General features: G+C 37.5%; 30 protein-coding genes and 1 pseudogene. 3 read left to right on the forward strand and 28 right to left on the reverse strand.

Features of this window, described 5'->3' with window-relative positions:
* Positions 1 to 401, forward strand: a 401-nt coding sequence (locus DXA57_RS16180; protein WP_278309155.1) for a UDP binding domain-containing protein, incomplete at its 5' end; no start/stop codon positions are given.
* 72 nt (positions 402 to 473) lie between these two features.
* On the opposite strand, the gene DXA57_RS16185 is transcribed toward DXA57_RS16180, so the two are convergent.
* From DXA57_RS16185 to DXA57_RS16225, 10 genes and pseudogenes are all read right to left on the reverse strand, one after another.
* Positions 474 to 1,754: a hypothetical protein gene (locus tag DXA57_RS16185; RefSeq protein WP_117768305.1), complete on the reverse strand. Its 1,281-nt coding sequence runs from the start codon at positions 1,752 to 1,754 to the stop codon at positions 474 to 476.
* Positions 1,755 to 2,048 carry a hypothetical protein gene (locus tag DXA57_RS16190; protein ID WP_117768306.1) on the reverse strand — a complete coding sequence of 98 codons (294 nt, stop codon included), beginning with the start codon at positions 2,046 to 2,048 and terminating at the stop codon, positions 1,755 to 1,757.
* A gap of 52 nt (positions 2,049 to 2,100) precedes the next feature.
* Positions 2,101 to 2,493: a VanZ family protein gene (locus DXA57_RS16195; protein WP_117768307.1), complete on the reverse strand. Its 393-nt coding sequence runs from the start codon at positions 2,491 to 2,493 to the stop codon at positions 2,101 to 2,103.
* 67 nt (positions 2,494 to 2,560) lie between these two features.
* On the reverse strand, positions 2,561 to 3,700 hold the full coding sequence (locus DXA57_RS16200; RefSeq protein ID WP_117768308.1) for a phosphotransferase enzyme family protein: 1,140 nt from the start codon (positions 3,698 to 3,700) through the stop codon (positions 2,561 to 2,563).
* Positions 3,701 to 3,703: 3 nt separating this feature from the next.
* Complete coding sequence (locus DXA57_RS16205; RefSeq protein WP_117768309.1) at positions 3,704 to 4,312, reverse strand: toll/interleukin-1 receptor domain-containing protein; 609 nt, start codon at positions 4,310 to 4,312, stop codon at positions 3,704 to 3,706.
* A gap of 8 nt (positions 4,313 to 4,320) precedes the next feature.
* Entirely contained in the window at positions 4,321 to 4,974 is a 654-nt protein-coding gene (locus DXA57_RS16210) for a hypothetical protein (protein WP_117768310.1), read from the reverse strand.
* A gap of 44 nt (positions 4,975 to 5,018) precedes the next feature.
* On the reverse strand, positions 5,019 to 5,675 hold the full coding sequence (locus DXA57_RS16215; protein ID WP_117768311.1) for a hypothetical protein: 657 nt from the start codon (positions 5,673 to 5,675) through the stop codon (positions 5,019 to 5,021).
* A gap of 54 nt (positions 5,676 to 5,729) precedes the next feature.
* A pseudogene (locus DXA57_RS17955) lies at positions 5,730 to 5,834 on the reverse strand (hypothetical protein); the annotation flags it as partial.
* 5 nt (positions 5,835 to 5,839) lie between these two features.
* On the reverse strand, positions 5,840 to 6,523 hold the full coding sequence (locus DXA57_RS16220) for a hypothetical protein (protein ID WP_117768312.1): 684 nt from the start codon (positions 6,521 to 6,523) through the stop codon (positions 5,840 to 5,842).
* A 113-nt stretch (positions 6,524 to 6,636) separates the two neighbouring features.
* Positions 6,637 to 7,539, reverse strand: coding sequence for a sugar phosphate nucleotidyltransferase (locus tag DXA57_RS16225; protein WP_117768336.1), 903 nt, complete (start codon positions 7,537 to 7,539; stop codon positions 6,637 to 6,639).
* Between the two features lie 314 nt (positions 7,540 to 7,853).
* Between DXA57_RS16225 and DXA57_RS17245 the strand changes: the two genes are divergently transcribed.
* Together DXA57_RS17245 and DXA57_RS16230 are read left to right on the forward strand one after the other, a co-directional pair.
* On the forward strand, positions 7,854 to 8,027 hold the full coding sequence (locus DXA57_RS17245) for a hypothetical protein (RefSeq protein ID WP_158571353.1): 174 nt from the start codon (positions 7,854 to 7,856) through the stop codon (positions 8,025 to 8,027).
* Position 8,028: 1 nt separating this feature from the next.
* Positions 8,029 to 9,159: an IS4 family transposase gene (locus tag DXA57_RS16230; RefSeq protein WP_117768313.1), complete on the forward strand. Its 1,131-nt coding sequence runs from the start codon at positions 8,029 to 8,031 to the stop codon at positions 9,157 to 9,159.
* Positions 9,160 to 9,476: 317 nt separating this feature from the next.
* Here DXA57_RS16230 and DXA57_RS16240 read toward each other — a convergent pair whose 3' ends face one another.
* The 18 genes from DXA57_RS16240 to DXA57_RS16320 form a co-directional block, all read right to left on the reverse strand.
* On the reverse strand, positions 9,477 to 10,379 hold the full coding sequence (locus DXA57_RS16240) for a sugar phosphate nucleotidyltransferase (protein WP_117768314.1): 903 nt from the start codon (positions 10,377 to 10,379) through the stop codon (positions 9,477 to 9,479).
* A 12-nt stretch (positions 10,380 to 10,391) separates the two neighbouring features.
* A complete protein-coding gene (locus tag DXA57_RS16245) occupies positions 10,392 to 10,598 on the reverse strand; it encodes a 4Fe-4S binding protein (protein ID WP_330423292.1) in 207 nt (68 codons plus the stop codon).
* A 9-nt stretch (positions 10,599 to 10,607) separates the two neighbouring features.
* On the reverse strand, positions 10,608 to 11,540 hold the full coding sequence (locus tag DXA57_RS16250; RefSeq protein WP_117768315.1) for a Coenzyme F420 hydrogenase/dehydrogenase, beta subunit C-terminal domain: 933 nt from the start codon (positions 11,538 to 11,540) through the stop codon (positions 10,608 to 10,610).
* Positions 11,537 to 12,514, reverse strand: a complete 978-nt coding sequence (locus DXA57_RS16255; protein ID WP_243005818.1) for a glycosyltransferase family 2 protein — start codon at positions 12,512 to 12,514, stop codon at positions 11,537 to 11,539. The genes DXA57_RS16250 and DXA57_RS16255 overlap by 4 nt, the downstream gene beginning before the upstream one ends.
* A 77-nt stretch (positions 12,515 to 12,591) precedes the next feature.
* On the reverse strand, positions 12,592 to 14,103 hold the full coding sequence (locus DXA57_RS16260; protein WP_117768317.1) for a lipopolysaccharide biosynthesis protein: 1,512 nt from the start codon (positions 14,101 to 14,103) through the stop codon (positions 12,592 to 12,594).
* Positions 14,104 to 14,129: 26 nt separating this feature from the next.
* The gene (locus DXA57_RS16265) at positions 14,130 to 15,221 is read right to left on the reverse strand and encodes a polysaccharide pyruvyl transferase family protein (RefSeq protein WP_117768318.1); all 1,092 of its coding nucleotides are present in this window, start codon (positions 15,219 to 15,221) and stop codon (positions 14,130 to 14,132) included.
* A gap of 13 nt (positions 15,222 to 15,234) precedes the next feature.
* Positions 15,235 to 16,209, reverse strand: coding sequence for a glycosyltransferase family 2 protein (locus DXA57_RS16270; protein ID WP_117768319.1), 975 nt, complete (start codon positions 16,207 to 16,209; stop codon positions 15,235 to 15,237).
* Complete coding sequence (locus DXA57_RS16275; RefSeq protein WP_117768320.1) at positions 16,199 to 17,440, reverse strand: O-antigen ligase family protein; 1,242 nt, start codon at positions 17,438 to 17,440, stop codon at positions 16,199 to 16,201. The genes DXA57_RS16270 and DXA57_RS16275 overlap by 11 nt, the downstream gene beginning before the upstream one ends.
* 31 nt (positions 17,441 to 17,471) lie before the next feature.
* Complete coding sequence (locus tag DXA57_RS16280) at positions 17,472 to 18,437, reverse strand: glycosyltransferase (protein ID WP_117768321.1); 966 nt, start codon at positions 18,435 to 18,437, stop codon at positions 17,472 to 17,474.
* The gene (locus DXA57_RS16285; protein ID WP_117768322.1) at positions 18,434 to 19,219 is read right to left on the reverse strand and encodes a DUF2334 domain-containing protein; all 786 of its coding nucleotides are present in this window, start codon (positions 19,217 to 19,219) and stop codon (positions 18,434 to 18,436) included. Before DXA57_RS16285 ends, DXA57_RS16280 begins: the two co-directional genes overlap by 4 nt.
* Positions 19,219 to 19,362 (reverse strand): hypothetical protein, encoded by a 144-nt coding sequence (locus DXA57_RS17960; RefSeq protein ID WP_442857682.1) that lies wholly within the window; start codon positions 19,360 to 19,362, stop codon positions 19,219 to 19,221. Before DXA57_RS17960 ends, DXA57_RS16285 begins: the two co-directional genes overlap by 1 nt.
* Complete coding sequence (locus DXA57_RS17600; RefSeq protein ID WP_243005817.1) at positions 19,305 to 19,763, reverse strand: hypothetical protein; 459 nt, start codon at positions 19,761 to 19,763, stop codon at positions 19,305 to 19,307. The genes DXA57_RS17960 and DXA57_RS17600 overlap by 58 nt, the downstream gene beginning before the upstream one ends.
* Positions 19,756 to 20,853 (reverse strand): glycosyltransferase family 4 protein, encoded by a 1,098-nt coding sequence (locus DXA57_RS16295; protein WP_117768323.1) that lies wholly within the window; start codon positions 20,851 to 20,853, stop codon positions 19,756 to 19,758. The genes DXA57_RS17600 and DXA57_RS16295 overlap by 8 nt, the downstream gene beginning before the upstream one ends.
* 12 nt (positions 20,854 to 20,865) lie before the next feature.
* Complete coding sequence (locus tag DXA57_RS16300) at positions 20,866 to 21,966, reverse strand: glycosyltransferase family 4 protein (RefSeq protein ID WP_117768324.1); 1,101 nt, start codon at positions 21,964 to 21,966, stop codon at positions 20,866 to 20,868.
* A 2-nt stretch (positions 21,967 to 21,968) separates the two neighbouring features.
* Positions 21,969 to 23,219 carry a nucleotide sugar dehydrogenase gene (locus tag DXA57_RS16305; protein ID WP_117768325.1) on the reverse strand — a complete coding sequence of 417 codons (1,251 nt, stop codon included), beginning with the start codon at positions 23,217 to 23,219 and terminating at the stop codon, positions 21,969 to 21,971.
* 33 nt (positions 23,220 to 23,252) lie between these two features.
* On the reverse strand, positions 23,253 to 24,377 hold the full coding sequence (locus DXA57_RS16310; RefSeq protein ID WP_117768326.1) for a glycosyltransferase family 4 protein: 1,125 nt from the start codon (positions 24,375 to 24,377) through the stop codon (positions 23,253 to 23,255).
* A gap of 78 nt (positions 24,378 to 24,455) precedes the next feature.
* Positions 24,456 to 24,974 carry an acyltransferase gene (locus DXA57_RS16315; protein ID WP_117768327.1) on the reverse strand — a complete coding sequence of 173 codons (519 nt, stop codon included), beginning with the start codon at positions 24,972 to 24,974 and terminating at the stop codon, positions 24,456 to 24,458.
* Positions 24,975 to 24,992: 18 nt separating this feature from the next.
* Positions 24,993 to 26,042: an NAD-dependent epimerase/dehydratase family protein gene (locus tag DXA57_RS16320; RefSeq protein WP_117768328.1), complete on the reverse strand. Its 1,050-nt coding sequence runs from the start codon at positions 26,040 to 26,042 to the stop codon at positions 24,993 to 24,995.
* Positions 26,043 to 26,070 lie beyond the last annotated feature (28 nt).

Raw genomic sequence — 26,070 nt, forward strand, 5'->3', positions numbered from 1 at the left:
TCCGGAAAGACCGATCAGTTCTTAGCGGAATGCGTGGTCAGATGAGCCGGAATTTGCAGATGGCTGGATATTATGCTTACGGAGATGATAATCAATGGGATTCCTCTATGGAAAAAGACGTGACTGTTGGTGTTTACCGCTTGACCATGAAGTCTAATTCCGACAACTTCCGCCAAAGCAGTATCCAGGGTGTCATGAAACGAATCAAAGCCAAGGGTGCTACCGTTGTGATCTATGAACCGACTTTGAAAGACGGTACTTCCTTCTTTGGTTCCAAGGTTGTGAATAATTTAGAGAAATTCAAAGAAATGAGCCAAGCGATCATCGCAAACCGCTATGACAGCTGTCTGGATGATGTGGCTGATAGAGTTTACACAAGAGATATCTTCAGAAGATACTGATTAGTTCTGACTAACTCGCAGATAAAAATTGTCCTCCGACTAGAGCCGTGCTCCGGACGGAGGATTTTATTTTTAATCTAATATTGCAATTCTATTACCTTTGTTACTAGAGGCTGGAACTAATTTAATATCAATTCTTGTCCCATCACTGAAATCAGTTGGAACACTGCCCTCTTCATATTTTGCAGTATCAAACTTTGTTTTTACTCTAATACTTTCTAATACATGATTTTGTATAGTAATATCAACCACACTTTCAAAACTAATTGAAAACTCCTCTGGATTTACAAACGGCTTTTCGCCATCAGGTAATTTTCCAACACCACTGCACGAAAAATTTTCCCAAGTGAAGGTCTCAGGTATATTTCTAATGCTCTTAGCCAAGAAATTAATAAGTTCTATTTCTTCTGGTTCAAAAATTTTTTGGCTATCAAAAGACACATTAAAATAAGCCTCTACCAACATTATATTCCTGATAAATCTAATTTCCGATTCTAAGCGATCATATTCTTCTCCCAAAAAAGGTGCTTGTAAAGTAGCTTTGAAGAAATCTGTCTCTGTGTTTTTAATGCGAATATATAATTCTGTCCCTGCATCGGCAGCTTTCATAAATTCTAAATATTTCTTAATAGACATCCAACCTTTATTGATGTACGCATGATCTATTGTTGTCTTACCTGTATCACCATAGTAGGTCAATGTGAGCCTTAAATCAGAACAATGTTCATCATTGGAAAGTACCAAGATATGGTCATCCGGATCTACTGGTTTCATTCTTAGCCATATATCGTCATAATAAAACGCTGAATCTTTTACACCAAACACGCATTGCTTCGCTTCCGGCAATTCAGGCGGCGTAATCTGAAATTTACAACCTTCAATTTCTTTTTGAAACTCTTCTTGAAATGGATCTTCCATATCTCCAATCATTTTTTTCATTTCTACCATATCTATTTCTATTGGAGTTTGTGAAATATATGCTCTTTGAAGTAATTCCTCAAGTTCCTCCTGATTCTTGCAGGCCTTAATCCTAAATGATCCCTTTATTTTTTGTAGGTTCGCACTTGCAGCTTTCACATCAGTAATAACTGAAGAAATACTGGCACGCCCATTTTCCATTATTATTTTCTCTCCATACCCTTTCGGTAACAATTCTGTCCTTTTGATTGCCTGAGCAATAGAGTCCATTGTTACCGACATATTGTCAGCAGAAGACGCGGCATTCAATACACTTGTCGCTGGGTCAACGTTAATGATTGTGTTTCCTTGATAAATATCGCCTCCAACTTTCCCAGCAGTTATAGAATTAGATCTTACTTTTACATTTTTGTTGAACCATTTATCCCAAAACATCTACTTCCTCACATCCTGATTTATATCGCCTTGCACATTTCGAACCTTAATTGAGTTCTTTGTCTTTTCGAATGATGCCTTATCATAATTATTCGATTGATCCGAATTTACATCTTGATTAATACTACCACCTACATCATTTGCTTCAATATCATTTTTTCTGTTTTTATATTTGCACGCCTGCCAGCCCGTGATAAACGAGCAAACTAGACCTGCCACCAAGCTAATCAGAAAAGCACCCAAAGCTGTAGATGGATCTATTAAATTTTCAAATTGTTCCGCTAAACTTGGCACAACTATCATCTCCTATATATTCGCATTATTTTAAATATGTACCACTAATCTTCTATTGATTTGTATATACTTTCAAACGTACCAGCAAAAAGTTACTGCACCAGACTCCCAGCATGCATCCCAGACTATTATGCACCATATCGTCCCATTCGAAAAGCCCACGCCGCAGCACCAGCTGGCCTGTCTCAATTCCTGCAGAAATGAACAGGCCAACTGCCAAGCCCGTCCACCAGGGCAGTTTCTTATGAAAGAGAGGCGGAAACAAAAGACCGGCAGGAAACAGCAATAACATGTTCAGCAGGTTTTCCTTCAGCATTTCCCGGTCTCCCCGGAGAACTGCTTTCCAGGACCAGAAAAGTTCCAGTTCATATTCCCGGTATGCTTTTGGCTCCCGGGTAAATACTGTTGAGCCAAAAACAATCCCCAGAAAAATCAACAGGAGCATTCCCGCTATTGCCTGCGAAGGAAGGATCTTCCGATGACACAATAAATACACCGCCCACCGCTGATCGTTACTCTTCCAGCTGCGCTCTCACATCACGGATGATCCACTCCAGCTCCTGCCATTTCTTCTCGATATCCTTGGCAAGCTGCAGCTGACATCTGGCACGGACCAGGTTATGCTTCGGGTATTCGTAACGGAAATAGTGGTCTCCGGTCAGGTAATCATCCAGAAAACGGCTCGCCTGCTCCACGGTAATGGAAAAGCTTGCTTTCACCAGATTTTCCAGTTCCACCTCTGTCAAAAGATCCTTTGTTTCCCGAATAAAGCCCCTGGCAAACGCACGGAATTTTCCTGTATCAAAGAAAACCTTATCCGTGTCCGGTTCATCCTCCGCTGCTGTGTTGGCGATAAAACGAACGGCATCACCAAAATCATACATGGACATTCCGGGCATGATCGTATCCAGATCGATCACCACTAACGGTTCCTTTGTCACCTTGTCAAAAAGGACATTGTTGGCTTTCGTGTCATTGTGCGTTACTCTTCTCGGAATTTTTCCATTGGTAAAATCCACGCTCAATTCTGCCGCTTTCTCACTCACATAAGAAAGATAAGCGATCTCATCCATCACCTCATGGACACGGTTACAGGGATCCTCGGATACATGGGCAAACAGCGTATCCAGACGCTTTCTGGTATTATGAAAATCCGGAATCGTCTCATAAAGGGTGGAACCATCAAAGTCAGCCAGCTGGGCCTGGAAATTACCAAAAGCCTTACCGGTTGCCTCAATGACCCGCAGATCATCTGTCGTGTCCAGTGCAAGAGAATCCACATAATTCATTACCCGCCAGAAAGAATCCTCATCGCTGACAAAATAGTTGAGTCCATCCGCTGTGTGATGAAAATGAAGCGTCAGCTGCTCCGGGAACTTTTCCCGGATATACGACGTCACCTCGTCAATATTCTTCATGATCTCCACCGGATTCTTAAACACATGCGTATTGATCCTCTGGAACAGATAGGACTTGTACTGCCCTTCTGCAATATAAGTCCCCTTATAAGTTGCATTGATATTTCCCACTGTGATCGTGGTATAAGAATACAGTTCTCCCGGCAGGCGAAACTTCTCTCCAATGTACTTAATTATCTCAAATATGATTTCTTTCCCTTCATTAATGATCTGCTTTCTATTTGTAATACTCATTTTTTAATTATCCAGCGAAGCTTCTTTATTTACCTGGCATTTATGAATCAAAGCATTTTTATAAATCATTCTGCAAATATCACCAGGCGTATTACAATTATATCCATCAATTCTCTCGCGAGCTGATAAATGCATCTGCAGCCCCAAATTGTCTGGAATTTTTGTATCATCAAGACACACTGGAATAATTCCATCTGATTCATATTGAGCTAAATTACATGCATAAGATATTTCTTCTTTACATGGACCAGATTTCCAATAAGCATAACTAAAAAAGCCAATGAAAATAGTAGAATGTTTCAAAAAAGTTTCTACATATTGATCCCATTTTGGTCCAGGCTTAATATCTGCATCATACCAGACTCGATACCCATCTTCTTTCATTCTATTAATAATAGGAAGCACTCTTTTAATATTTTTATGTGAGTAACTGATAAAAATATAAGGTTCCTCCATGACCTCATAGTGTTGATCTTCCTTACGCCCGGCTTTTTCTTTAGATCGAACAATTACATTATTGGAATTCCTATCACCAATACAAACAACACCATTATTGATACTTCCCTGACTAATATTCATGTTCTTGACATTTAATACAATCTTTTCTCTCATATGCTCACCTACTCATCGTCCTCTGTATAACCAACCTTATTTTCATTATCATCGCCAAGAAAAACCTGTCCTCCACTTACCACTGAATTATTGACAATATTACAGTTTTTCAAATCAAACTGAATACCATTTTCATTATTTCCCGGATCAACAATTCTTTTGTACAAGGTAAGCATTACATCGTTACGAAACTCTTCTGTTGGAATTTCAAAATCATATTTCTTTGTTGAGTTCATGGTAATACAAATCATACGATGACAAATCCGGGTTGTTTTTACTCTAGGAACATTAATTATTGTTTTAGAATGCATGAAATAAGAATATGCAACCCAGATTACCAAACCAAGACACGGAATATAAAAAAATGACTTAAACAGGGCAATTATAAAACACACGATTGCTCCCCAAAAAGCATAGTTAAAAATTGGATTTGCCGTTTTAAACTCTTTAAAGCTAACGGATTTTGCAACTTTCTCGGAGTACTCTTCTTCCTTATTCTCCCAGGAATTATATCTTGATATTGAAGAAATGTTTGATAACTGTATAAGCGTTCCGCCCCAAACCATAACATTTTTATGAATCGCGAAATTAGTACCACACAGATTTTCTTCATCCGTACTATATTCATTTAACTGTTCTGAAAGATTTTTTCTTTTTTCCATTTCATAACTCTCCCTTTTCGTGATAATATCAGGTTCTTATCTTTTTAAACATTCCTTAATATCTTTCTTAACCCTTTATCAATACCTCCAATCAGAGGAATATGGCTTTTACACCAATTCGCTATCCGAAAATGTGTTTCAAAAAAATAAAACCATGTAATCAAGAATATTTCGCCAAATATCACCGTATCACACACTAAAGCAATTGTAAAAGTACTCCTTTGCCATTCTTGAATGATATGTACAATGTTGATTCCAAGAAATAATATCGGGCAAAACATTTTATAAAATAAAGTTATAAGATTCAGCACTATTGGATATTCTTTTTGATATTCTTCTCCTTCCCTCTCAAATACTGCAACTTTACTTACATTTTTTATTTCTTTTTCTAATCGATCTATGTATGGATATAAACGTCTTACATATAATGAGTCCTGGCAGTATCTTACTGTAACATAGGCGATTATAATCCAAAGAAATGTCTGTAAAACTGTATTTCCCAAAGCAATATTTGTTTCAAAATATGTGTTTATCCCTGTTCTAAATATTTCCGTTGTTTCATCAGGCTTCAGCAAAAACAAGAACGACATAGCTTCAAGAATACACAGCCAGCAGAAAAATCTATTCCGTCGATTCTGAGTTTGTTTGCTTAAAGCACATGTTTCTTTGTAATGATCATAGTAAAGATCTACTTCATTCAAGCTCATTATCTCCTCATTATTCCATCCATATTTTCTTGTAAATGTCCGTGAAAATCACACTTTCTCAAAAAACGTATCCGGCCGTCCCGGATCAAAGATTTCATTACAGGTCATCACAGTAACCAGATCTTCTGTCTCACTCAGATTAATGATATTGTGCTTCTTCATAGGGTCTGACCCCGAGAGATGCCATTGTATCCTACCAAATCAAACAAAATCTCTGTGTCAAGATACAATGTCAAATCTTTTCCCAAACTTCCTGTTTCACTGATATTATAGTTCAATCCAATATATAAAACTGCGCCTTGCCTTATTGACTCTATACTTTCTTGAATTCTCACATCGTCAGAATTTTTAAGAATAAATTCACTTATAAGGTCATGATTTTTTGTATTACTATTTTCGTCAATTAAATATGCAATAAAATCTTGCACTAAAGCATCTTCTTGAATATACTGATCTGAATGATGTTCATGTGCATAATCCAGAAGCAATTTAGATAGCTCTAAGTTTTCCACCTCTGTTTCCCTGCGCAAAGACGCAAATTCTGCGTTTTTAATCAGTTGCTTATTATTGACAACATAACCAGATGTAGCCGTTTCTCTTGTTATTCCATCAATGCCTTTTACTGCTGTTTTTATAACAGCAGTCGGCAACTCAAAGCCAAATACTCTTTTTAAATCTTGCTTCATTTTCACCAATGAAAATGAATATGTATTTTCTGTTAAAACAATGTATTTAATAAATTCTGCAAGAATTTGATAAGGGCTTCTGTATTTTCCTTCATTATACAACTCTTTAAAAGTTGCATAAGATGCCAATATCGCAGGTGAGTACATTTCTTTCATTGCGTTTTTCCTTCCGTATAAAATCACGATGAATCGTCGCTAACTATTCTTCGCTCTTTTGTGTACCCTACTCAATATCATAAAGAGCCACGGTTTCCCGTGGCTCCAGTATATCATAAGTCTGCAAATAAATCAGCCTTGTACACGCCTTTTTCTAACATTTTCTTGAAGCTGTCCTTTACGGCTGCGACATCTTCATGGTAGGTCATGCCGTACCAGGTATCGTTGGTCTTCAGAACCTTCACGGACATCTTTCCCTGCTCCAACAGTTCACCGATGAAGATCGGGATCAGATACTCGGCTTTCTGAGGATTGCCCGGTACTTCTTTCTCGAAAAACTCCTTGAAACCATTTTCCAGCACATCCAGAAAATCAGGAGTCAAGCCCCACATATTCATGGATACCAGAGAATTCACATCAACAACCACGCCGTCTGCTTCTGCTCCATCTGCAGTCTTTACGATGTTCTTGGTTTCCACAACCTCAGTCAAGTTTCCATTCTCATCCATCTTGCAGATACCACGGGTCACACCGCCGTTATCGGACAGAGTGTTCTTCAGAACGAAACCAGCCATACAAGACTTTCCGCCATTCACCAGATACTCGTGGACAGCCTTGAAACCTTCCTTGCCATAGTAATCATCTGCATTGATCACAATGAACGGAGTTTTAATTACGTCCTTCGCTGCAAGCACAGCCTGACCAGTTCCCCACGGCTTTGTCCGGCCCGCTGGAAGTTCCCCCGGAATATCGTTGATATCCTGAAATGCGTAGTCCACAGTTACATCATGAGAAGAGCAAATGGAGGCAATGCGATCACCGATAACCTCTTTGAACTCTTTCTCGATATCCTTACGGATGATAAATACTACATGATTGAAGCCAGCCTCAATCGCATCATGGATTGAGTAGTCCATGATGATATGGTTTGCATCATCGACCGGCTCCAACTGTTTGATTCCTGTTCCAAAACGGCTGCCGATCCCGGCTGCCATGATAAGTAATGTTGTGTTCATCATATCTTTTGCTCCCAGTTTAATTTGTAATTTCTTTAGAAAAGCTTTATTTTTCCCTTAGATGGTCTGACCCCAATGTCAGGTAGTTTTCTTAACTTAATAGCACTTTGTGCAAATATTCTTATTTACGCTGTATTTCTCCTACTTTTTTACCTTTTTCTTTTTTAGGGGTATTGTCTTTTTATGTAATACTTTTATTTTTTAAACAAAACTCTTGACATTACACTCCAAATGTGCGGCGCTTCGCGCCTCTTGATCAAAAAGATATATCCGGCTCACGTATCAGTCGAAATCAATTGACTGGAGGTATTTTTATGCAATTATCACCTGAAGCTGTTAAAAACAACCTTTTTTCTGTCATCTCTGATATGGCAGCCGCCTCATGGCTTTTCTCAACTCAGAAAACAGCCTTTTCCCGCAAACGAAAAATCTCTTTTACGGATACAATCCTCTCCGTTTTATCTATGGAAAAGTCTTCTTCAACATGAAATGCTCAAGTATTTTGATTTCAGCGCCGACACCCCATCTCTCTCCGCGCTTATCCAGCAGCGTTCAAAATTATCTCCCGAAGCCTTTCAGATCCTTTTCCGTGATTTTACAGATTCTTTTAATTTTGGCAAAAACTTAAAGGGATATCGTCTCCTCGCTGTCGATGGATCGGATATCTGTATTCCACGCGACCCGGAAGATCCAGAAACTTACAGGATCTCCGATCCTTATGGTAAAGGTTACAATCTCCTTCATTTAAATGCACTTTATGATCTTTTATCACGAACCTATATCGATGCCATTTTGCAGCCATGTAATTCCAGCAATGAATACTCTGCCATGTGCGATATGGTTGACCATTTTAGACAAATCTCTGATGAAAAAGTCATTTTTATAGCTGACCGTGGCTACACTTCCTTTAATGTTATGGCTCATGTTATCGAAAATAATGCCCGGTTTCTTATCAGAGCCCGAGATGAAGGTTCGAGAAATCTGCTCAGCACCCTTACGCTTCCGGCATCTCCTGAATTTGATATAGATTTTGAACGTTGGCTGACCAGGCGGAATACACGGGCTGTCAAAGAACAACCTGATATATACAAAAATATTTCTTCACGGCCCTTTGATTATCTTCGAGAACACAGCAGTTCCCTTTATTATATCCGGTTCAGAATTGTCCGTTTCCAGCTTCCTAACGGTAGCTCTGAGACTGTATTTACTAATCTTCCTGCATATGAATTCGATGTAGAACAACTTAAGGAACTTTATTTTAAACGCTGGGGGATTGAAACCTCTTTTCGCGAACTAAAATATACCATTGGACTGGCTTATTTCCATTCAAGGAAAAAACAACTAATCATGCAGGAAATCTATGCACGCCTTATTTTATATAATTTTTGTGAGATTATAACCGGTACCATCATCGTATCGCAAAAAGATAGAAGATTTATCTATCAGGTTAATTTCACGATGGCAATTTATATCTGTATTGAATTCCTGCGACGAAAAAAATCTGCTACACAAATGGATGTCATCGCTCTTATTAACAACTATATTCTTCCTATACGCCCTGGCAGGAACAGTCCGCGCCATATTAAAGCACGGACTGTAACCAGTTTTCTATACCGATAGCCAACAGAATCAATAGCTTTTAGTAGACAGATTCCCGGTCTGTCTGTTTGCCATGCCTAAATCCTTCAATCTAAGCCGCAATACGAGAACTGGTTATTAACTTCTATTACTTATAGATAATAATAAGTATAACATGCTTCTTATCTTAATTCTACCTTACTGACATTGGGGCCTGACCCTAACAGCCCATATGCGTACAGGTAGAAAAACATTGCAAGGAAAGAAAGAAGGAGTGAAAATCCAAACGGCTCATAGAGAGCAGTCAGGATGTTTGTGAGAATCTTTCCGAGTAAATCAATCGATTCTTTCATCATCGTTTACAGGTCACTGAACAGATCAGCCTTATACACGCCTTTTTCTAACATTTTCTTGAAGCTGTCCTTTACAGCTGCGACATCCTCGTGATAGGTCATACCGTACCAGGTGTCGTTGGTCTTCAGAACCTTCACAGACATCTCGCCCTGCTCCAGCAGCTCACCGATGAAAATAGGAATCAGATACTCTGCTTTCAGAGGATTGCCCGGAACTTCCTTCTCGAAGAACTCTTTGAATCCGTCCTCCAACACATCCAGAAAATCGGGAGTCAAGCCCCACATATTCATGGAAACCAGAGAATTCACATCAACAACCACACCGTCTGCCTCTGCTCCATCTGCAGTCTTTACGATGTTCTTGGTTTCCACAACCTCAGTCAGATTGTTCTGTTCATCCATCTTGCAGATACCACGAGTCACACCACCGTTATCAGACAGCGTGTTCTTCAGAACGAAACCAGCTATGCAGGACTTGCCGCCATTCACCAGATACTCGTATACAGCCTTGAAGCCTTCTTTGCCATAGTAATCATCTGCATTGATCACAATGAACGGAGTCTTTATTACGCTCTTTGCTGCAAGCACAGCCTGAACAGTTCCCCACGGTTTTGTGCGGCCTTCTGGCAGAGTTCCCGGAATATCGTTGACATCCTGGAAAGCATAGTCCACAGTTACATTATGAGAAGAGCAAATAGAAGCAATACGATCGCCGATCACTTCTTTGAACTCCTTCTCGATATCCTTACGGATAATAAATACCACATGATTGAAACCAGCCTCAATCGCATCATGGATCGAGTAGTCCATGATAATATGGTTAGCAACATCGACTGGCTCTAGCTGTTTGATTCCTGTTCCGAAGCGGCTGCCGATACCGGCTGCCATGATAAGTAATGTTGTGTTCATAATCTCTCCCTCCTATGCTCGTGCTGCTTTTATCGGACATACCTTAATGCATTGATAGCACCGCACGCACTTGCTTTCATCAATCTGTGGATATTCAAATCCCTCTTCATCCTCTACCATAGAAATCGCCTCTTTCGGACAGATAGCATAACAAGCCGTGCAACCACAACATTCTTCTTTTCTTTTATATAATACCGGTATAGATTCATTCATTTTCATAATCTCACGCTAACTTCTTCTTAGTATCTTCTTGATATAGTTTTTGTATTTTTTCAATATTATTTTCCATTTTGGGGTAGTAATTGAAGACGCATATTTTTTTATCATTGCATCAAATGATAGTCGATTTAAGTCTACGAAAAAAACCTTTCTTAATTTCGGTTTATTTGCTGAGAGATATTCTGCTGTATTGCAACGAACGCCCTCTTCATATGTAACTTCTTTATAAATCAACATTTCTTTAATTTTTTCAAAAATGTCTTGTCCCTTACTGGTTCTTGTTATCACCAATGAAATTCCTTTGTTATCATTAATTTCAGGCACAACATCTTGAATTCCCCAAAAATCAGCAATAGTTATATCCGATTTTTTTAGGTCTTTTGCATGGCACTCATAGCAAGAAGGTCGCAAACAGTAATTACGCAAAAACATTTGCATAAATGGATCAGTATGCATGGAACTAAAATGAGTATTTTCCATCATTCCAAAATCCAACCATCCTTCTGTCTTATCCCTAAAATTAATCTTGCGAATTTTGCCTAATGATTTTTCTTGATACTCAATATACTCCCGCCATAGCTTTGGAGAAGGCACTCCGTGACATATAATATCCACTAAAAACAGATTAGGATACTCTTTACCTAAAAACATAACTAATCCATTAATTTGACATCCAGTTCCGCTAAAAAGGACACGTTTATGATCCAATAAATCCTTTTTTACATGTTTAAAAGTATCCCCTACTCTTGCCTGCAAATATTTACTTCCCCTTAGGCATTCTAAATTTTTTTCAACTCTTATAAACTCACATCCATAGCAGTCATCCGTCATTGTCACACCATAAGTAACATCAAATCTTTCTGCGATTAAAGTAAATAAGCCACCTGACGATGATTCCATACGAACTTGACTATTATTATAATATGCAGCATATGTACTCATTTCATCAAATTCCTTTTTAATTTATTCTTAATTTTTCTTAATATGATATAGATTTGATAAAAATCATATGGCATTTTTTCTGGTATATCAACATCATATTTTTTCATTTCTTTTTTATAGGCGGCATAATCTTTTCTTCTTCTGTTTTTCAAAGTAAGAATATATTTCTCCTTTAACTGTTTTTTATATGAATATTGAATCCAATACTCTTTCTCACTTTTTGGCATGTCAGTTATCTTTGATATTGTCTCTTTTTGCAATACATAAAAATTATCTCTGCGCTCTATTTGCCTTTCATACAGGCGCTTCATATGCGAATGACTACCGTTATGAACAACATACTTAAATAAAATTTCATCCAAATAGCCATACTTTAAGGAATATGCAAGTGGAAGCATTAATTGCCAGTTTTGTCCTTCTCTGCTTTCATATATGCTAAGATTTGGTATCGCTCTTTTTAGTGCATCCGCTCTTACCATAATAACTCCTGGAGTAAATACAACATTATTTTCATCTAATAAATCCTTGAACAGATTATCATTATTGCTTGGTTTCTGTCGCTTGAGTACGCCTACCCTCGTACAGAGATCTTTTTCATTCACAATCTCTCCATCATTTAGGACAAAATCGTACTCAGTATTTTTTTCTAAAAATTCAACTTTTTTTTGAATTGCGTCATTGTAATAAATATCATCTGAGTCCATCCATGTGAAAAAATTTCCGGAAAATATTTTTAATCCTCTATTAATTGCAGCAGCTTGTCCTTTATTCGATTCCTGTTTTATATAAATAAGAGTATAACCCTTATTTTTGAATAAAGTCTCATATTGTTTTACAATTTCTGCGGTCGCATCAGTCGAAGCATCATCCACAAGTATCAGCTCTATCTCTGGATATGTTTGTTCGAGGACAGAATTCAAATAGGAACTCAAATATTTTTCGCCATTATAACACGGAGATACTATTGAAACCACTTTATCCAATTATACTTCACCCCTTTTTATCTTGTATAAACCCACATTACTATTATAACAATATCCTTATACTCTGTTTACTTTCGCTTAACCCTACTCAAAATATCCTTAAAAGCATCAGTTTTACCAAAAAGTATAACAAAAATAAAATTAGGTATTAAAGCTGTCAAAACACATAATTCCACAAAACTCAAAATTGTCACATGCGAAAACAGAATAGTTCTTAACATATACATAAAATAGCATAATGCAAAAGCCAGCAACGATCTAAAAGTAAGCCTTATAAAATATCCACGTGGACTTTCCTTTAATACATACCTAAATACAATATATGGTCTCACAATAACAACAATCATTCGTGAAACAATTGTTCCAACAAATATACCGGGTAAACCAATAATTTTAATAGCCGCAATACTAACTACCAGATTTGTAATTGCTTGAATAAAAGCAACCCATTTATCCTCATTAAATCTACCTGCCGCAATTTTAAAATTGTAGGGTATTAATGTCATGCCTGCTAAGTATAAAGAAACAAAATACAAAATGACTGTCGCATTATCTAACAGTAGATTTGGTCCGAGCCAAAGGGTTATAAACGGTTGTGACAGTGTTACAAATGCAATTAATACAAATCCGTAAATCCAAAACCCAAGAAGATCATATGTGTCAAAAATTTTTCTTTGCTTTTCAACACTTTCCTTTGCAAGCATATTTCCGAAGCTAGCAGTAAAACTCCCGAAAAACTTGTTAGTGAATGTAGATATCAAAGTATTTAGCGTTGTGTAATTTGACAATAAACCTACTGCTGTTGTTGAAACGAAAGCTGAAATAATAATGTTATCTGTCTGATTAACAGAAACATCACCGACTTTATGAATAATTAACGCCTTAACATTTTTCCATATTGACGATTTCGTTTCGCTGTCCAATGCTTTGATGTTTTTTTCTGTCAAAATTGGAAATTTTATATTCAGATAGCATACCGTAGCAATCTTTTGAATAAGTCCAATAATTGCTGCAATCAACAAGTAGCCTAAATAATCTCCTCCTAAGAGCAACAATATGATTTGAAAGACATTTGTTATAATTGTACCTACTGTGGTTGTGTTAGTTACAACATATTCCATCTGCAGTGCAGAAACATATGATGTCTTATAACTTACAAAATATGATGACACTGTGTTAAACAAAAAGACCAAATAATAAATTCTAATTTCTGAAAGTGGAATTTCAGTATTAACTAATATTCCCAAAAAAGGCAATAACAAAATACCAATTATTGTGACAATCAGTGCTATCAATTGGTAGGCTCGCTTATATAAGGCAAGTAATGATTTGATTTTTTCTCTGTCTCTATCGGCTATCGGTCTATATAGTGCGAATACGATTGCAGACCCTATTCCTAATTCTGTAAAGGATAATACTCCTAAAACATTTGTAAATAATCCTGAAACTCCTAAGTAATCTGCACCCAACTTGTATACAAAAATTGTTCTACAAATAACTGAGAATGCAGAAGTTAGAACAGCTCCAAGATAGCTATAAAATATATTTCTCTTTACATTTTCTGTTCGTGATATACTCATTTGCTATTATTTTCCTCTAACTGTTCTTATTGTTTGTTCAACATCTTATCAACTATGCTATCTTCTATTGCAGATTTCAAAAACTTTATACTGTGTTCTTTTTCTTGCTCTATTGCTTTTTTAGCATCAGTGAAATCACATTCAAAAAGTTGTTCTCTCCTTATACACTCACTTTTTCTTTCAAATAATCCACACATTTCTAATAATGAAGACAATCTTGACCCCATTTTGCTTCCAATCCCCTTACGATTATACACAACAAACGGTCGCTCATATATAATAGAAAATACTGTTGCATGAAAGGAGTCCGTCATAATCAATTTTGCTTCGCTAATCAATCCGATGAATTCGTCTGGAGCAGCAGCATACGCATTATCCTTTAAGTCTAAAAGGTTAATTATATCACAGTGATACATCTGAGAGTATTTCATTAATTCTGCGTTTATAGAGTCCGTTTTTTCTCCTAAAAAATATGTAAGAATATAATTCTTTCCATGTACTTTTTTCGGAACTTTCTTTATCTCGTCCCACATATATTTATCCAAGAGCATTGTAGGATCAAGGACTTTCTCACATTTTTTTCCTATTAATGATTCAACTATCTCAACTGCATTCTTTTCCCTTACCGACAGATAATGAAATTCTGAAAGACCAACTGCGTATTTTTCTCTCCATTTATCAGGTATTTCGTCCACACCAAAACTTGCGGCATAGGATATTCGCTGATTCACCGGGCAAAAACGCAGAAACATTTTATCGTATGTGTAGTCAGCCCAGTCCGGATTCCATACTTGATCACTTCCAGATATGAAGCAATCGTAGTTTTCTATTGGAATTGTGTGAAAATCGTTGTCATTTATGGAATAAGTATGAGCATACTTTTTATCAAAGGACAGGAAATTATTCAGTCTCTTTAATTGGAGCATTTTTTGTGTAAAGGGTACATCTTTTTTCCTTACCACTGTCTTTACAGCTTCTTTTATTATATTAGGGCGATACGGTACAATTGAGTCAACCTCATATCCCATTTCTACAATCAATTTTTCAAGTGCATAATTTTGCAATCTATTTCCATAATTGTTAAAATCCGCCAATGTAATAACCGCAACCCTACTCATCTTATCCCATTCCTTATTTATCAAATATTTTTATAAACCTACCCGGTACTCTTTTTCGCATCATTGCTTCAACAAGTCTACGTCGGATCTTACCTAATTTATTGGAGTGATGATCAAACCAGACCTTTCGAGCCTCATTAATCTCATGGTCAATCATTTCATAGACATCAAAGTAGCCGCCATAATACGCTAGTTTCATTATGTCTTGACCTGTATAATACAATCTCTGTTGTGCATACAGTGTCAAAGCTTCAGAGCCATATTCGTTTATACTTTTCAAGACTTTCTTTTGGGATTCATAATCCGTCATTTTAGCTTCTGAAAACACCTGACCTTTTGAAGCCCCTTCCGCTCTGCTCCTATAATAATAGAGCGGTGTTCCTATTAGCATAATGTTATTTGCTTTTTTTAAGACATCTACCATCCATAATTCATCTTCACCGATTTTCAATGTTACATCAAATAAATCCGACTTATCTATTATCGAACAGCGGAACATTTTATTCCACAGCATGGTTGCGTATTCTCCAAATATTTCTGCAACACCATTATCTCGATCTACTCGTTTTGATTTACTGGGAACAACTTCTTTGATTATTCTGTCAGTTTCATCTTCAAATTCCTTATACCCACAGAAGACTGCATCATTTTTTTCATTCTCTTCAATTTCTTTAACAAGAATTTCGACCATGTTCTGTTCAATTCTGTCATCTGAATCGATAAACAGAACATATTTTCCAGTCATAATGCTCAAGCCGACATTTCTTGCAGCACTTACTCCTGCATTTTCTTGATGAATAACCTTTAACCTTTTATCCTTAGCCGCATATGAATGACATATTTCTAAGCTCTTATCTGTCGATCCGTCATCAATTACTATTATTTCTAAGTTTGTATATGTCTGATTCAAAACGCTTTTTAAACAGTCGTCTAAATATCGCGCAACATTATACGCAGGGATTATAATTGAGACCAAATTATTGTCCATAAATTTCCCTCCCTTGACCGATATCTATATTTCCTTTTTCTTTTGTCAGAAGAAGCCAGATTACAAAGAAGCAAATATTAAAGCTCACGCTTGTAATCATATTATCAAAGAAGTTTATAAAGTAAACACAACTAGCAATAGCGAAATATTGCCATCCGTTATTATTATCACCTTGTTTTCTAAACCAACGAATCTGTAAAAGGAAAAAATTCACCAAATAGTACAAGAATGGAATAAATCCCCATCCAATATATATTCTTAAAATATCATTGTGAATTGGAATCTTATTCGTAATATCCAAACTCTGCATTGTTTCACGAAGAACCATTCTATTATCTGTATATGCAATTCCTCGTCCCCAATACCCTGGAGTTAGAGTGTACGAATCCGAAAAATAATTCCATATTCTAAGTCTTGCCATATCTGGAATATTAAAATATGTTAAAATCGTAGCAAACACGCCACTTTTTACCAACCACAGGAAAATAAATGCTCCAACTATATAAATGCCAAAAACAATCCATAACAACTGCAAACTTTGAGATTCAAATCTATTTAGGAGCACATATATTAAAATCGATATTGCCAAACCTAGGAACAATGATCTTTTGTTGCCATAAATAATCGCTATCGAAATAGGTATTAGTGCTTTTATCTTATAAGATTTTGAATACTCATCGCTTAACAAATAATATATAAAAAATAACCCCATGCAATAAGTCAGGTCATGGACTTCCAGACCCACTCCATTTACTACATGTTGAAAAAATATTAACCCCTTAAGGCCGGCTCTTTGTATATATTGAACAAATACTGTTGCATATGAAATCAATCCGCTTATAACTATAAGCCGTACAGTATCTTTCCCAAACCATCGAACTGAGTAATATGCAATTAAAAAAGCCGCACAATAATGTATGCATCTTAAAAGTGATTGGGATACATCCGAACCATATATCGAACTCCCATGTACACATATGGCTGTAATAATAGAAATCCCTGTTATCAATATCATTGGTAGCAAAAAAGCTACTATTCCACGTACAAGTTTTCTTTCAATCTTTCCCCTCACTAACATAGGAATCGCATATAAAGCCACCCCAAATAAGGCAAATAAAATCGCAAAATTATATGCATATGCTGTATTGAATACGCTATATGTAACATTCAGAACGAACATCATATAGATAACATATACAGCTTTTTTTATTGATATTGTTCTGATTTTCATAGACAATTTTCCTTACTTTTTTGCTATATAGTTACTGTTTGATTTTTAAGTAAATATTTGATATCATGTTCGGATATTTCAAAAACAAACCATAGAACAACCTTTTCTTCCACTCAAGAAGACTGGAATATTTATTCCATACGCTATAGCAGTCATTAATAATCTTCGTCTCCGCCTCTTTACATGTACTTCTATGCGCATCCCCATAAGTTCTAACAGACGATCCAAAATAATCATTCACCGCTAACTTAAGAAGAGCATTTTCAGCTTGATTACTATAAAATTCGATAGCTTCTTCTCTTGCTTCAATATCTTCAAGCCTTTTTAGTGAGAACACACTATTCATTATACTACCCTGTCGTACTCGATAATAGTACAGTTCCTTCGGAACAATGCAAACCGATTTTGCATAATATAAAAGTTTATAAGTAGTATATGTATCCTCATGATGTTTCCCAACAGGGTACAAGATATTGTGTTTTTCAAAAAGATCTTTTTTATATAGTTTATTCCATGCAACGAACGCGATTTTTTCTCCCTGACCGTTATAAATTCTACTTATTAATTCTTTGCCTGTGCAATCCTGATTTTGAATTTTGTTTTCGTTGTTTCCACTGCGCTCCTCTGTAAACCGTTCAAAAAAGCACGTTGATATATCTGCTTTATTTTCTGTACAAGCACGATATAATTCTGCTATTATATCATTATGAACCACATCATCCGAATCAAAAAAGCAGATATACTCTCCTAGTGCAATCCTTAATCCAGCATTTCTTGCATCAGATAGGCCACCATTTCTTTTATGGATAACTTTAACCCTTACATCCTTCTTTTCATAATCATCACATATCTGTGGACAGCTATCTGTTGCCCCATCATCTACCAATATAACCTCAATATTTGTATAAGACTGCGCAAGCACTGAATCCACACATTGGCACAAATATTTTTCCACATTATATATTGGAATAACCACACTGACCAACTCACTCATCATCCAATATTTCCTCTCACCTTATTTCGAACGTTTCTTGCTGCAATATATATATTTCTTCCAATAACATATATCTTTTCGATACATTTTTGAATTTTCGAATTTCCCAAACTGATTGACGCCATCAACTCTGAAAATGAAACAAAATTGTCTTTATGTTTTTCACAAAACATTTTTAAGCTATCATAATCTCTTTCTTTACTGGCTAAGCCCCATTCACTTGGATGGCACACAGCTACATTTATTTTTCCTATATCATACTTAGGCACGCCAAACGCTCTGCATGGTATCGCTATAACATTCTGTTCTTTATATGGAAGTGATGAGCAACCATCGACATTATATAGAAAGCCATTGTCATGTAAAGCATCTAATGTAATGGCATCATAGGTATGTGCCGGTGCAAAAAACATTGTAGTTCTTAGTCCATGACTCTCTAATATTTCTTTTCCTTTTTTTATTTTAGTATATTGATCATCATAGTTGTTACCTGCAAATTCAGAATGCTTTTTTCCACTTATTAGCGTTTTAGGTTCTTCCTGATCATATACATGTGTATATCCATGCAGAGCAATATCCCACCCTTTATCTTGAAGTTCCTTCAACAGTTCCCAAAACAACGGATTTTCCTCACATTTCATTTGGTCTGTATCTTTATTATTAGGGATAACACCCAACAACGGTTTAATATTATATTTCTCCATCAAAGATACTGCTCTTCCAAATTGCTCAAAATCCATGGTAGGACAAATATCATCAAAACGAACCAAGTAGTATTTTTTCACTATTCATCCATCTCCGTTCTACCTGTGGCACAATTTTTTGCAGGAACACCAACAAGAATTGCATTTTCTTCATGGCAGCTCTTGTTTACAACGGCATTTGCACCGATTTTACTTCCATTTGCCACATAAATTTCTCCAAACACCTTCGCACCAGGACCAAGGTAAACATTATCTCCCAATACGGCACCCCTCCATTAGCACCAATCACCACGCCAACATGTATTCTACAGTCACTTCCAACTTTAGCATTTCCATTTACAACAATTGTTCCAAGGTGCGCAATGCTTAATCCTTTAGCAAAGACATTTACCGGTATGTGTACACCATATTTACATTGTTTATGCTTAAGTGCCAATAAGTAGAAAATTTTTCTTATTTTGTGGTTACAGTTAATATGATACTCTGTCTTTCTTAATAGAATTATAAATTTAGCAATAATTTGTGATTCATATAAATCGAATGGAATCTTCAAGAGAACTTTCGGTGTAAACTCTCTAGTTTCATAGCTGATGTAGTCCTTCAATATTTCTTTACTATTAACCATTTTTCCCCTCCACTGAAGTAACTAGCGTATGAAGTTTATGCACCAAGTTCTCAATTTCAAAATTGCGAGCACGCAAAGTTGCATTTTGTTGAATTTTCTGACGCTGTTCAATCGTTAATTTGTTACATACAAATTCGATTTTATCAGCAATTGCCATAGGCTTCTCAGATTCTACTAAAAATCCATTTTCTCCATCGTTGATTATTTCTGGGATGCCGCCTTTTCTGCAAGCAATACAAATCTTTCCATGGCTCAGAGCTTCCGCAACTGTCAAGCCAAACCCTTCTTCACCAATTGTCGGATGCACAAAAATATCTGTCCATTTTAGTTGTTCTGGCACGTCATTTCTGCTACCGCAAAACTTTACACTATTTTCAATTTTAAGTTCTTTACTTAAATCTTCCAATTCTGATCTGTACGGTCCGTCACCTACAATGCGTAATTCACACGGTGTACTATCTTTTAATATAGATACTGCTCTTAACAGGATTTGCACACCTTTTTGCTCAATCAAGCGTCCTACATACAAAATACGCACCGGTTTGTGTAAACTTCCCTCTGAAGTGCAATCTACATCCGGACATTCGATTCCATTATAAATAACATGAATTTTTCTTGAATCGACAGAAGAATTCAACAGAACTGTATTTTTTACAAATTCTGATATTGCAATAATTCCATCACTTTTTTTTAGCAAAATATTAAGGACTTGCCTTCTTACTTTGCTGTGCCTAGTGACTTCATCATAAACATTATGAAAATAAATCAATATTCTAGCCCTATGTGGTAGACACATGTACATTAGAATAGCCAACCAAACTATTGGTGCCGGATGATGGACTACTATTGCATCAATTTGTTCATTATATACTATTTGCTTTATAATTGAATAAAGCTTTATTACGTCTCTATTTTTTAAATTTAGGCACCGTACTGAAAGCTCCGCTCTTTGCATTTCATCGTAGAATTCTCCACCCTCATGCACAAAAACAAAATACTGCCTATCAACTCCAGGATGTAATCCAATATCCTTACATAGTTTTTCTATTCCGCCTGTGCCTCCTGAATATTCTAAATGTAAAATGTTCATTTTTCTTTCCTATCACTCTTCACAAATATCAATGAATTTTTGTGTTATTTTCTCAGGTGTATATCTCGTAAGAATAGTCTTCTTAGCAGCTTTAGCCAAATCTTCTCTCATTCCATTCTGCTGGATGAGATTTTCAATTTCTTGAGATAGTCTATTTCTATCACCCATCGGCACAAGGATTCCATTTTTCCCAGACTCTATAATATCTGATGGACCTGTGGGACAATCTGTTGAAATACATGGCAAACCAACAGCCATCGCCTCCAATAACGTGTTGGGCATTCCTTCAAAATCTGAGGACAGCACAAAAGCAGATGCACTCCCATAGATTTCATTGTAATCACTGCTACGCCCTTTTAAAGTAATTTTCTGTCCAAGCTTCATGCAATCTATATGCTCTTGAAGATGATCTTTCATTGACCCTTCACCATAAATATCTAACTTTACATTTCCATATTTTTTAGACACATCTGCTACAGCATCAATCAATAAATCAAAATTTTTTTGATTCTCCAATCGACCAACACCTACAATTTTAAACTGAGATTTATCTTCACAGCGTTCTATCTGTGAAAGAGTAGATGATACAGGGTTAGGAAGAACTTTAATCGTATCCCACTGCGTCTCTGGAAAGTACTGTTTTTGCTGATTGTTTTGTACAATTGTTAAACGAGACTTTCGCACCAGATTGTTTCGGTATTTCTTCATCATGGCATTTTCAGGGAAAACTGCAGGATTGTTTCTTACTGTTTGAATCACACGCTTTTTTAGACTTGAACCCATCAATGCCAAGTCGGTTCTAACGCATGTTGTCCACAAAAACGGAAGTATATAATCCGGCTCTTGCCGTATAATCTCTTTTCTAAGCATTCCTGCCAATTTAACAAGATATGCTGTACACATTTTTTTTCGATATTCTGCTTCATTTAAATTGGACAGGCAAACAACATTGACATCATTATTTACCGGATACTCTTTATCCGCGCGAAAATGCGTCACTACGACTGCTTCTCGATTCTGTTTTACCAGTTCACTTGCCAATATAGAAACCACTCGCTCTGCGCCACCCTTCGACAATGATGGCACAATAAAAAGGTATTTTTTCTTTTTCATCCTTAATCCCTGCCAAACAAATCTCTCGTATAGACTTTCTCTTTCACATCATCCAAGCATTTGTCATAACGGTTCGCAATGATGGCCTGACTCTGTTTCTTGAACTCATCCAGATCATTAACTACCTTACTACCAAAGAAAGTATCCCCATCTTTCAGGGTCGGCTCATAGATAATCACGGTCGCACCCTTAGCCTTAATTCTCTTCATGACCCCCTGAATGGAACTCTGACGGAAGTTGTCGCTGTTACTCTTCATAGTCAGACGATAAACACCTACAACAACTTCCTTTTCCTTGCTCTCATCCCAGCTGTCATTTGCCTCATAAGCACCTGCAATTTCCAACACACGGTCGGCGATGAAATCTTTACGGGTTCTGTTGCTCTCAACGATTGCTTCAATCAGGTTTTCCGGCACATCTGCATAGTTAGCGAGCAGCTGCTTGGTATCTTTCGGCAAGCAGTAACCGCCATAGCCAAAGGACGGGTTGTTGTAATGGGTACCGATACGAGGGTCAAGGCATACGCCATTGATAATCTGCTGTGTATTCAGACCCTTCATCTCAGCATAGGTATCGAGTTCGTTGAAATAGCTGACACGCAGTGCCAGATAGGTGTTGGCGAACAGCTTAACTGCCTCTGCTTCGGTGAAGCCCATGAACAGAGTATCGATGTTTTCCTTGATAGCACCTTCCTGAAGGAGTTCTGCAAAGGTGTGTGCAGCTTTTACCAGCCGAGCATTATCCACATCAGTACCGACAATGATACGGCTCGGATACAAGTTGTCGTACAGTGCCTTGCTCTCTCTTAAAAATTCCGGGCTGAAAATGATATTGTCGCAGTGGAATTTTTCACGAACACTTGCAGTATAGCCAACCGGAATCGTAGACTTGATAACCATGATAGCTTCCGGATTGTACTCGATGACCAGCTTGATCACAGCTTCAACCGCACTGGTGTCAAAAAAGTTCTTCTTGCTATCGTAGTTTGTCGGTGCTGCGATAACTACAAAATCAGCATCACTGTATGCTTCCTTCGCATCCAAAGTTGCAGTCAAATTCAGTTCCTTTTCTGCCAGATACTTTTCAATGTACTCGTCCTGAATCGGAGACTTCTTGTTATTGATCAACTCTACTTTCTCAGGAATAATATCTACTGCCGTCACCTTGTGATGCTGAGACAGCAGCGTAGCAATGGAAAGGCCAACGTAACCAGTACCAGCCACAGCAATCTTTAAATCCTTAAAATCTCTCATGATATTTATCTCCCTAACTTTTTATATAGTCATTTATGCTTTTTGGTATAGCTTTATTGTTTTTTCTACAACAGCATCCCAGTTATATTTCTCACAGATAAAGTCAGCTGCCTGTTTCTTCATCTTTATAACTTTTTCAGGTTGATCGCAGGCATTTTGCAACTTTTCTCTAAGATCATCCACATCTGACTTCTTAAAGATCAAAGCCTTATCTTCTACAACTTCTGCACATTCTGGAATATCAGAAACTAGGCAGCAATTACCGTAGCTCATGGCTTCCAAGAGGCTCAATGGCATACCTTCCAAATCCGAAGGCAATGTGTAAATATAGGCATTACTGTACAATTCATCCAGCATCTGTCCCTGCACAAATCCAGTACAGACGATTCTCTCATCACCTTTTGCCAGCTCTTTCAGCTCTTTCATAAAGGAATCCGTATCGCTAGATCCACCAGCAATGACCAATTTCTTATCTGTTTTGACATTCTTGAATGCTTCAACCAAATACCGGATGCCTTTTTCCGGCACCAATCTACCTAAAAATAATATGTAGGAATCTTTTGTCAGTCCAAATTTTTCCGTTATTAAACCAGCTTCTCGGACTTCTGGTCTATTCACGCCATTCGGAATGAAATGTGTCTCTCTGCCATAGGTGTCTTTGAAGTAATTCTGAACACCTTTACTCAGGACGATAATTTCATCCGCATACTTTACAGCATTTTTTTCGCCCTGCCGAATAAACTTCGAACCAAAGCCGGATTTCCATTTTTCGCGTTGCCAGTCAATGCCATGGATTGTAACTATGACTCTCTTTCCAAACATCTTTGGTAGCCACGAGAAAAAAGCTGGACCTTCTGCATGGATATGTACCACATCGTATTTTCCAAGTGCGCTGTAAAGAGCTGCAAAAAAGGAGGAACTCACAGCTGCAAGGCCTTTTCTTTCAATAGTTGGAACAAATTTCTGTCGGATTCCATCATATTCAATTTTATCGTCGTACTCTGCACCGCTCACATGATGGCCTGATCTGTTGTAACATGTGACCTGACATCCATCTCGTGCCATTCTGGTACATAGTTCCTTTACAACTATCTCTATCCCACCCTCACGGGACAGTCGTTTTTGTCCGAACATGGACACCGCAAATTTATCCTTCATTCTTTTTCTCCAGCATGAATCCCGACTTTTTTCCTAACCTTTCGCAACCGTTTCCCACGTTTTTACAATATACGAGTACTACTTAAGCATTTTCAAAACTTCTTCTTTCTTGTTCTTGCAGAAGTTTTCAACATCATATTCTGGTGTTTCTTTTAAACACTTCTCCGCAAAATCATTCGTTGTAGAAATGAACTTAGCCGGTACTCCCCCCCAGACTTCTCCATTCGGTATATTTTTTGTTACCAGACTACAAGCCCCTACAATACAGTTATTTCCAATTTTTATTCCCGGCATTACTGTTGTACCAGCTCCTATAAAGCAGTTATCGCCAATTTGAATCTTTCCAAATCTAATGACTTTCTTATATTTCTCTTGATTCCGAAATACCCATGTAGAGCCATCATGTGTTATAAAAGTGCAGTTGTTTGATATTTCTGTATGTTTTCCAACGCTAATCAACCAAGGCTCACTTCCCCAGTCCGGTGCGCCGTTCAAACGACAACCTTCCCCGAACTCTACTCCAGCTTTCTTTGCATATGCCATGGGAAACAGTTTTGACTCAATAATGCTTATCAATCTATGTATTTTTTTAAGCATTCCCCTCTAACCTTTCTCTTATTTATAAAACTCAGCGTACCACTCAGCGAAGTTCCTCAGACCAGTTCTCAGGCTGGTGCTCGGCTTGTATCCGAAGTCACGCTCCAACGCACTGGTATCTGCATAGGTCACAGGCACATCACCCGGCTGCATCGGAACCAGCTCTTTATGAGCCTCAAAATCATAATCTTCCGGCAGTACTTTCGCTCTTACTAACTCCTCACTCAGAATCTGCACAAAGTCCAGCAGATTCTCCGGGTTCTGATTGCCAATGTTGTAAACTGCATACGGCGGAATCGGCAAACCATCCTCGCCATTCTTCTTGTCCGGTGCCTTCTTCATCACACGGACAACACCCTCAACGATGTCATCCACATAAGTAAAATCACGCTTGCAGTTGCCGTAGTTGAAGATCTTGATGGTTTCACCCTTCACCAGCTTGTTGGTGAATCCGAAGTAGGCCATATCGGGACGACCTGCTGGACCATACACTGTGAAGAAGCGCAGACCAGTGGACGGAATGTTATAGAGCTTCGAGTAGGCGTGTGCCATCAGTTCGTTAGATTTCTTGGTGGCTGCATACAAAGATACGGGGTTATCTACCTTGTCGTCTGTGCTGTACGGAACCTTCTTGTTGGAACCATAGACGGAGGAAGAAGAAGCATAAACCAGATGCTCCAGGCTCTCGCAATGGCGGCATGCCTCCAAAATATTAAAGAAGCCGACCAAGTTGGATTCCACATAAGCATCCGGATTGGTGATGGAGTAACGCACACCAGCCTGTGCCGCAAGGTTAACGACCACAGACGGCTTATACTTCTCGAATAGTTCGGTGATCAGTGCCTTGTCAGCGATGTTGCCTTTGATAAAAGTAAATGTGGGATACTTGGCCAGCTCATTCAGACGGAACTCTTTCAGTGCTACATCATAGTAGGCATTCATATTGTCGATGCCGATGACAGTAGCCGAAGGCGCTTCCTGATAGATTCGTTTCACAAGGTTAGAACCGATGAAGCCAGCCGCACCTGTGACTAAAATCGTTTTATTATCTAAAGTAACTGTGCTCATGTGTATTCCTCCATATCATTATCTCTTA

Origin of the sequence: Blautia sp. OF03-15BH (assembly GCF_003463065.1) — a bacterium.
Lineage (GTDB): Bacteria > Bacillota > Clostridia > Lachnospirales > Lachnospiraceae > Limivivens.

Excerpts from the sequence above, each read along its gene's own strand:
- DXA57_RS16185 (WP_117768305.1), bottom strand. The coding sequence starts at position 1,754 with ATGTTTTGGGATAAATGGTTCAACAAAAATGTAAAAGTAAGATCTAAT.
- DXA57_RS16195 (WP_117768307.1), bottom strand. The coding sequence starts at position 2,493 with ATGCTCCTGTTGATTTTTCTGGGGATTGTTTTTGGCTCAACAGTATTT.
- DXA57_RS16200 (WP_117768308.1), bottom strand. The coding sequence starts at position 3,700 with ATGAGTATTACAAATAGAAAGCAGATCATTAATGAAGGGAAAGAAATC.
- DXA57_RS16205 (WP_117768309.1), bottom strand. The coding sequence starts at position 4,312 with ATGAGAGAAAAGATTGTATTAAATGTCAAGAACATGAATATTAGTCAG.
- DXA57_RS16210 (WP_117768310.1), bottom strand. The coding sequence starts at position 4,974 with ATGGAAAAAAGAAAAAATCTTTCAGAACAGTTAAATGAATATAGTACG.
- DXA57_RS16220 (WP_117768312.1), bottom strand. The coding sequence starts at position 6,523 with ATGAAAGAAATGTACTCACCTGCGATATTGGCATCTTATGCAACTTTT.
- DXA57_RS16225 (WP_117768336.1), bottom strand. The coding sequence starts at position 7,539 with ATGAACACAACATTACTTATCATGGCAGCCGGGATCGGCAGCCGTTTT.
- DXA57_RS17245 (WP_158571353.1), top strand. The coding sequence starts at position 7,854 with ATGCAATTATCACCTGAAGCTGTTAAAAACAACCTTTTTTCTGTCATC.
- DXA57_RS16230 (WP_117768313.1), top strand. The coding sequence starts at position 8,029 with ATGCTCAAGTATTTTGATTTCAGCGCCGACACCCCATCTCTCTCCGCG.
- DXA57_RS16240 (WP_117768314.1), bottom strand. The coding sequence starts at position 10,379 with ATGAACACAACATTACTTATCATGGCAGCCGGTATCGGCAGCCGCTTC.
- DXA57_RS16245 (WP_330423292.1), bottom strand. The coding sequence starts at position 10,598 with ATGAAAATGAATGAATCTATACCGGTATTATATAAAAGAAAAGAAGAA.
- DXA57_RS16250 (WP_117768315.1), bottom strand. The coding sequence starts at position 11,540 with ATGAGTACATATGCTGCATATTATAATAATAGTCAAGTTCGTATGGAA.
- DXA57_RS16260 (WP_117768317.1), bottom strand. The coding sequence starts at position 14,103 with ATGAGTATATCACGAACAGAAAATGTAAAGAGAAATATATTTTATAGC.
- DXA57_RS16265 (WP_117768318.1), bottom strand. The coding sequence starts at position 15,221 with ATGAGTAGGGTTGCGGTTATTACATTGGCGGATTTTAACAATTATGGA.
- DXA57_RS16270 (WP_117768319.1), bottom strand. The coding sequence starts at position 16,209 with ATGGACAATAATTTGGTCTCAATTATAATCCCTGCGTATAATGTTGCG.
- DXA57_RS16275 (WP_117768320.1), bottom strand. The coding sequence starts at position 17,440 with ATGAAAATCAGAACAATATCAATAAAAAAAGCTGTATATGTTATCTAT.
- DXA57_RS16280 (WP_117768321.1), bottom strand. The coding sequence starts at position 18,437 with ATGATGAGTGAGTTGGTCAGTGTGGTTATTCCAATATATAATGTGGAA.
- DXA57_RS17600 (WP_243005817.1), bottom strand. The coding sequence starts at position 19,763 with ATGGTTAATAGTAAAGAAATATTGAAGGACTACATCAGCTATGAAACT.
- DXA57_RS16295 (WP_117768323.1), bottom strand. The coding sequence starts at position 20,853 with ATGAACATTTTACATTTAGAATATTCAGGAGGCACAGGCGGAATAGAA.
- DXA57_RS16300 (WP_117768324.1), bottom strand. The coding sequence starts at position 21,966 with ATGAAAAAGAAAAAATACCTTTTTATTGTGCCATCATTGTCGAAGGGT.
- DXA57_RS16305 (WP_117768325.1), bottom strand. The coding sequence starts at position 23,219 with ATGAGAGATTTTAAGGATTTAAAGATTGCTGTGGCTGGTACTGGTTAC.
- DXA57_RS16310 (WP_117768326.1), bottom strand. The coding sequence starts at position 24,377 with ATGAAGGATAAATTTGCGGTGTCCATGTTCGGACAAAAACGACTGTCC.
- DXA57_RS16315 (WP_117768327.1), bottom strand. The coding sequence starts at position 24,974 with ATGCTTAAAAAAATACATAGATTGATAAGCATTATTGAGTCAAAACTG.
- DXA57_RS16320 (WP_117768328.1), bottom strand. The coding sequence starts at position 26,042 with ATGAGCACAGTTACTTTAGATAATAAAACGATTTTAGTCACAGGTGCG.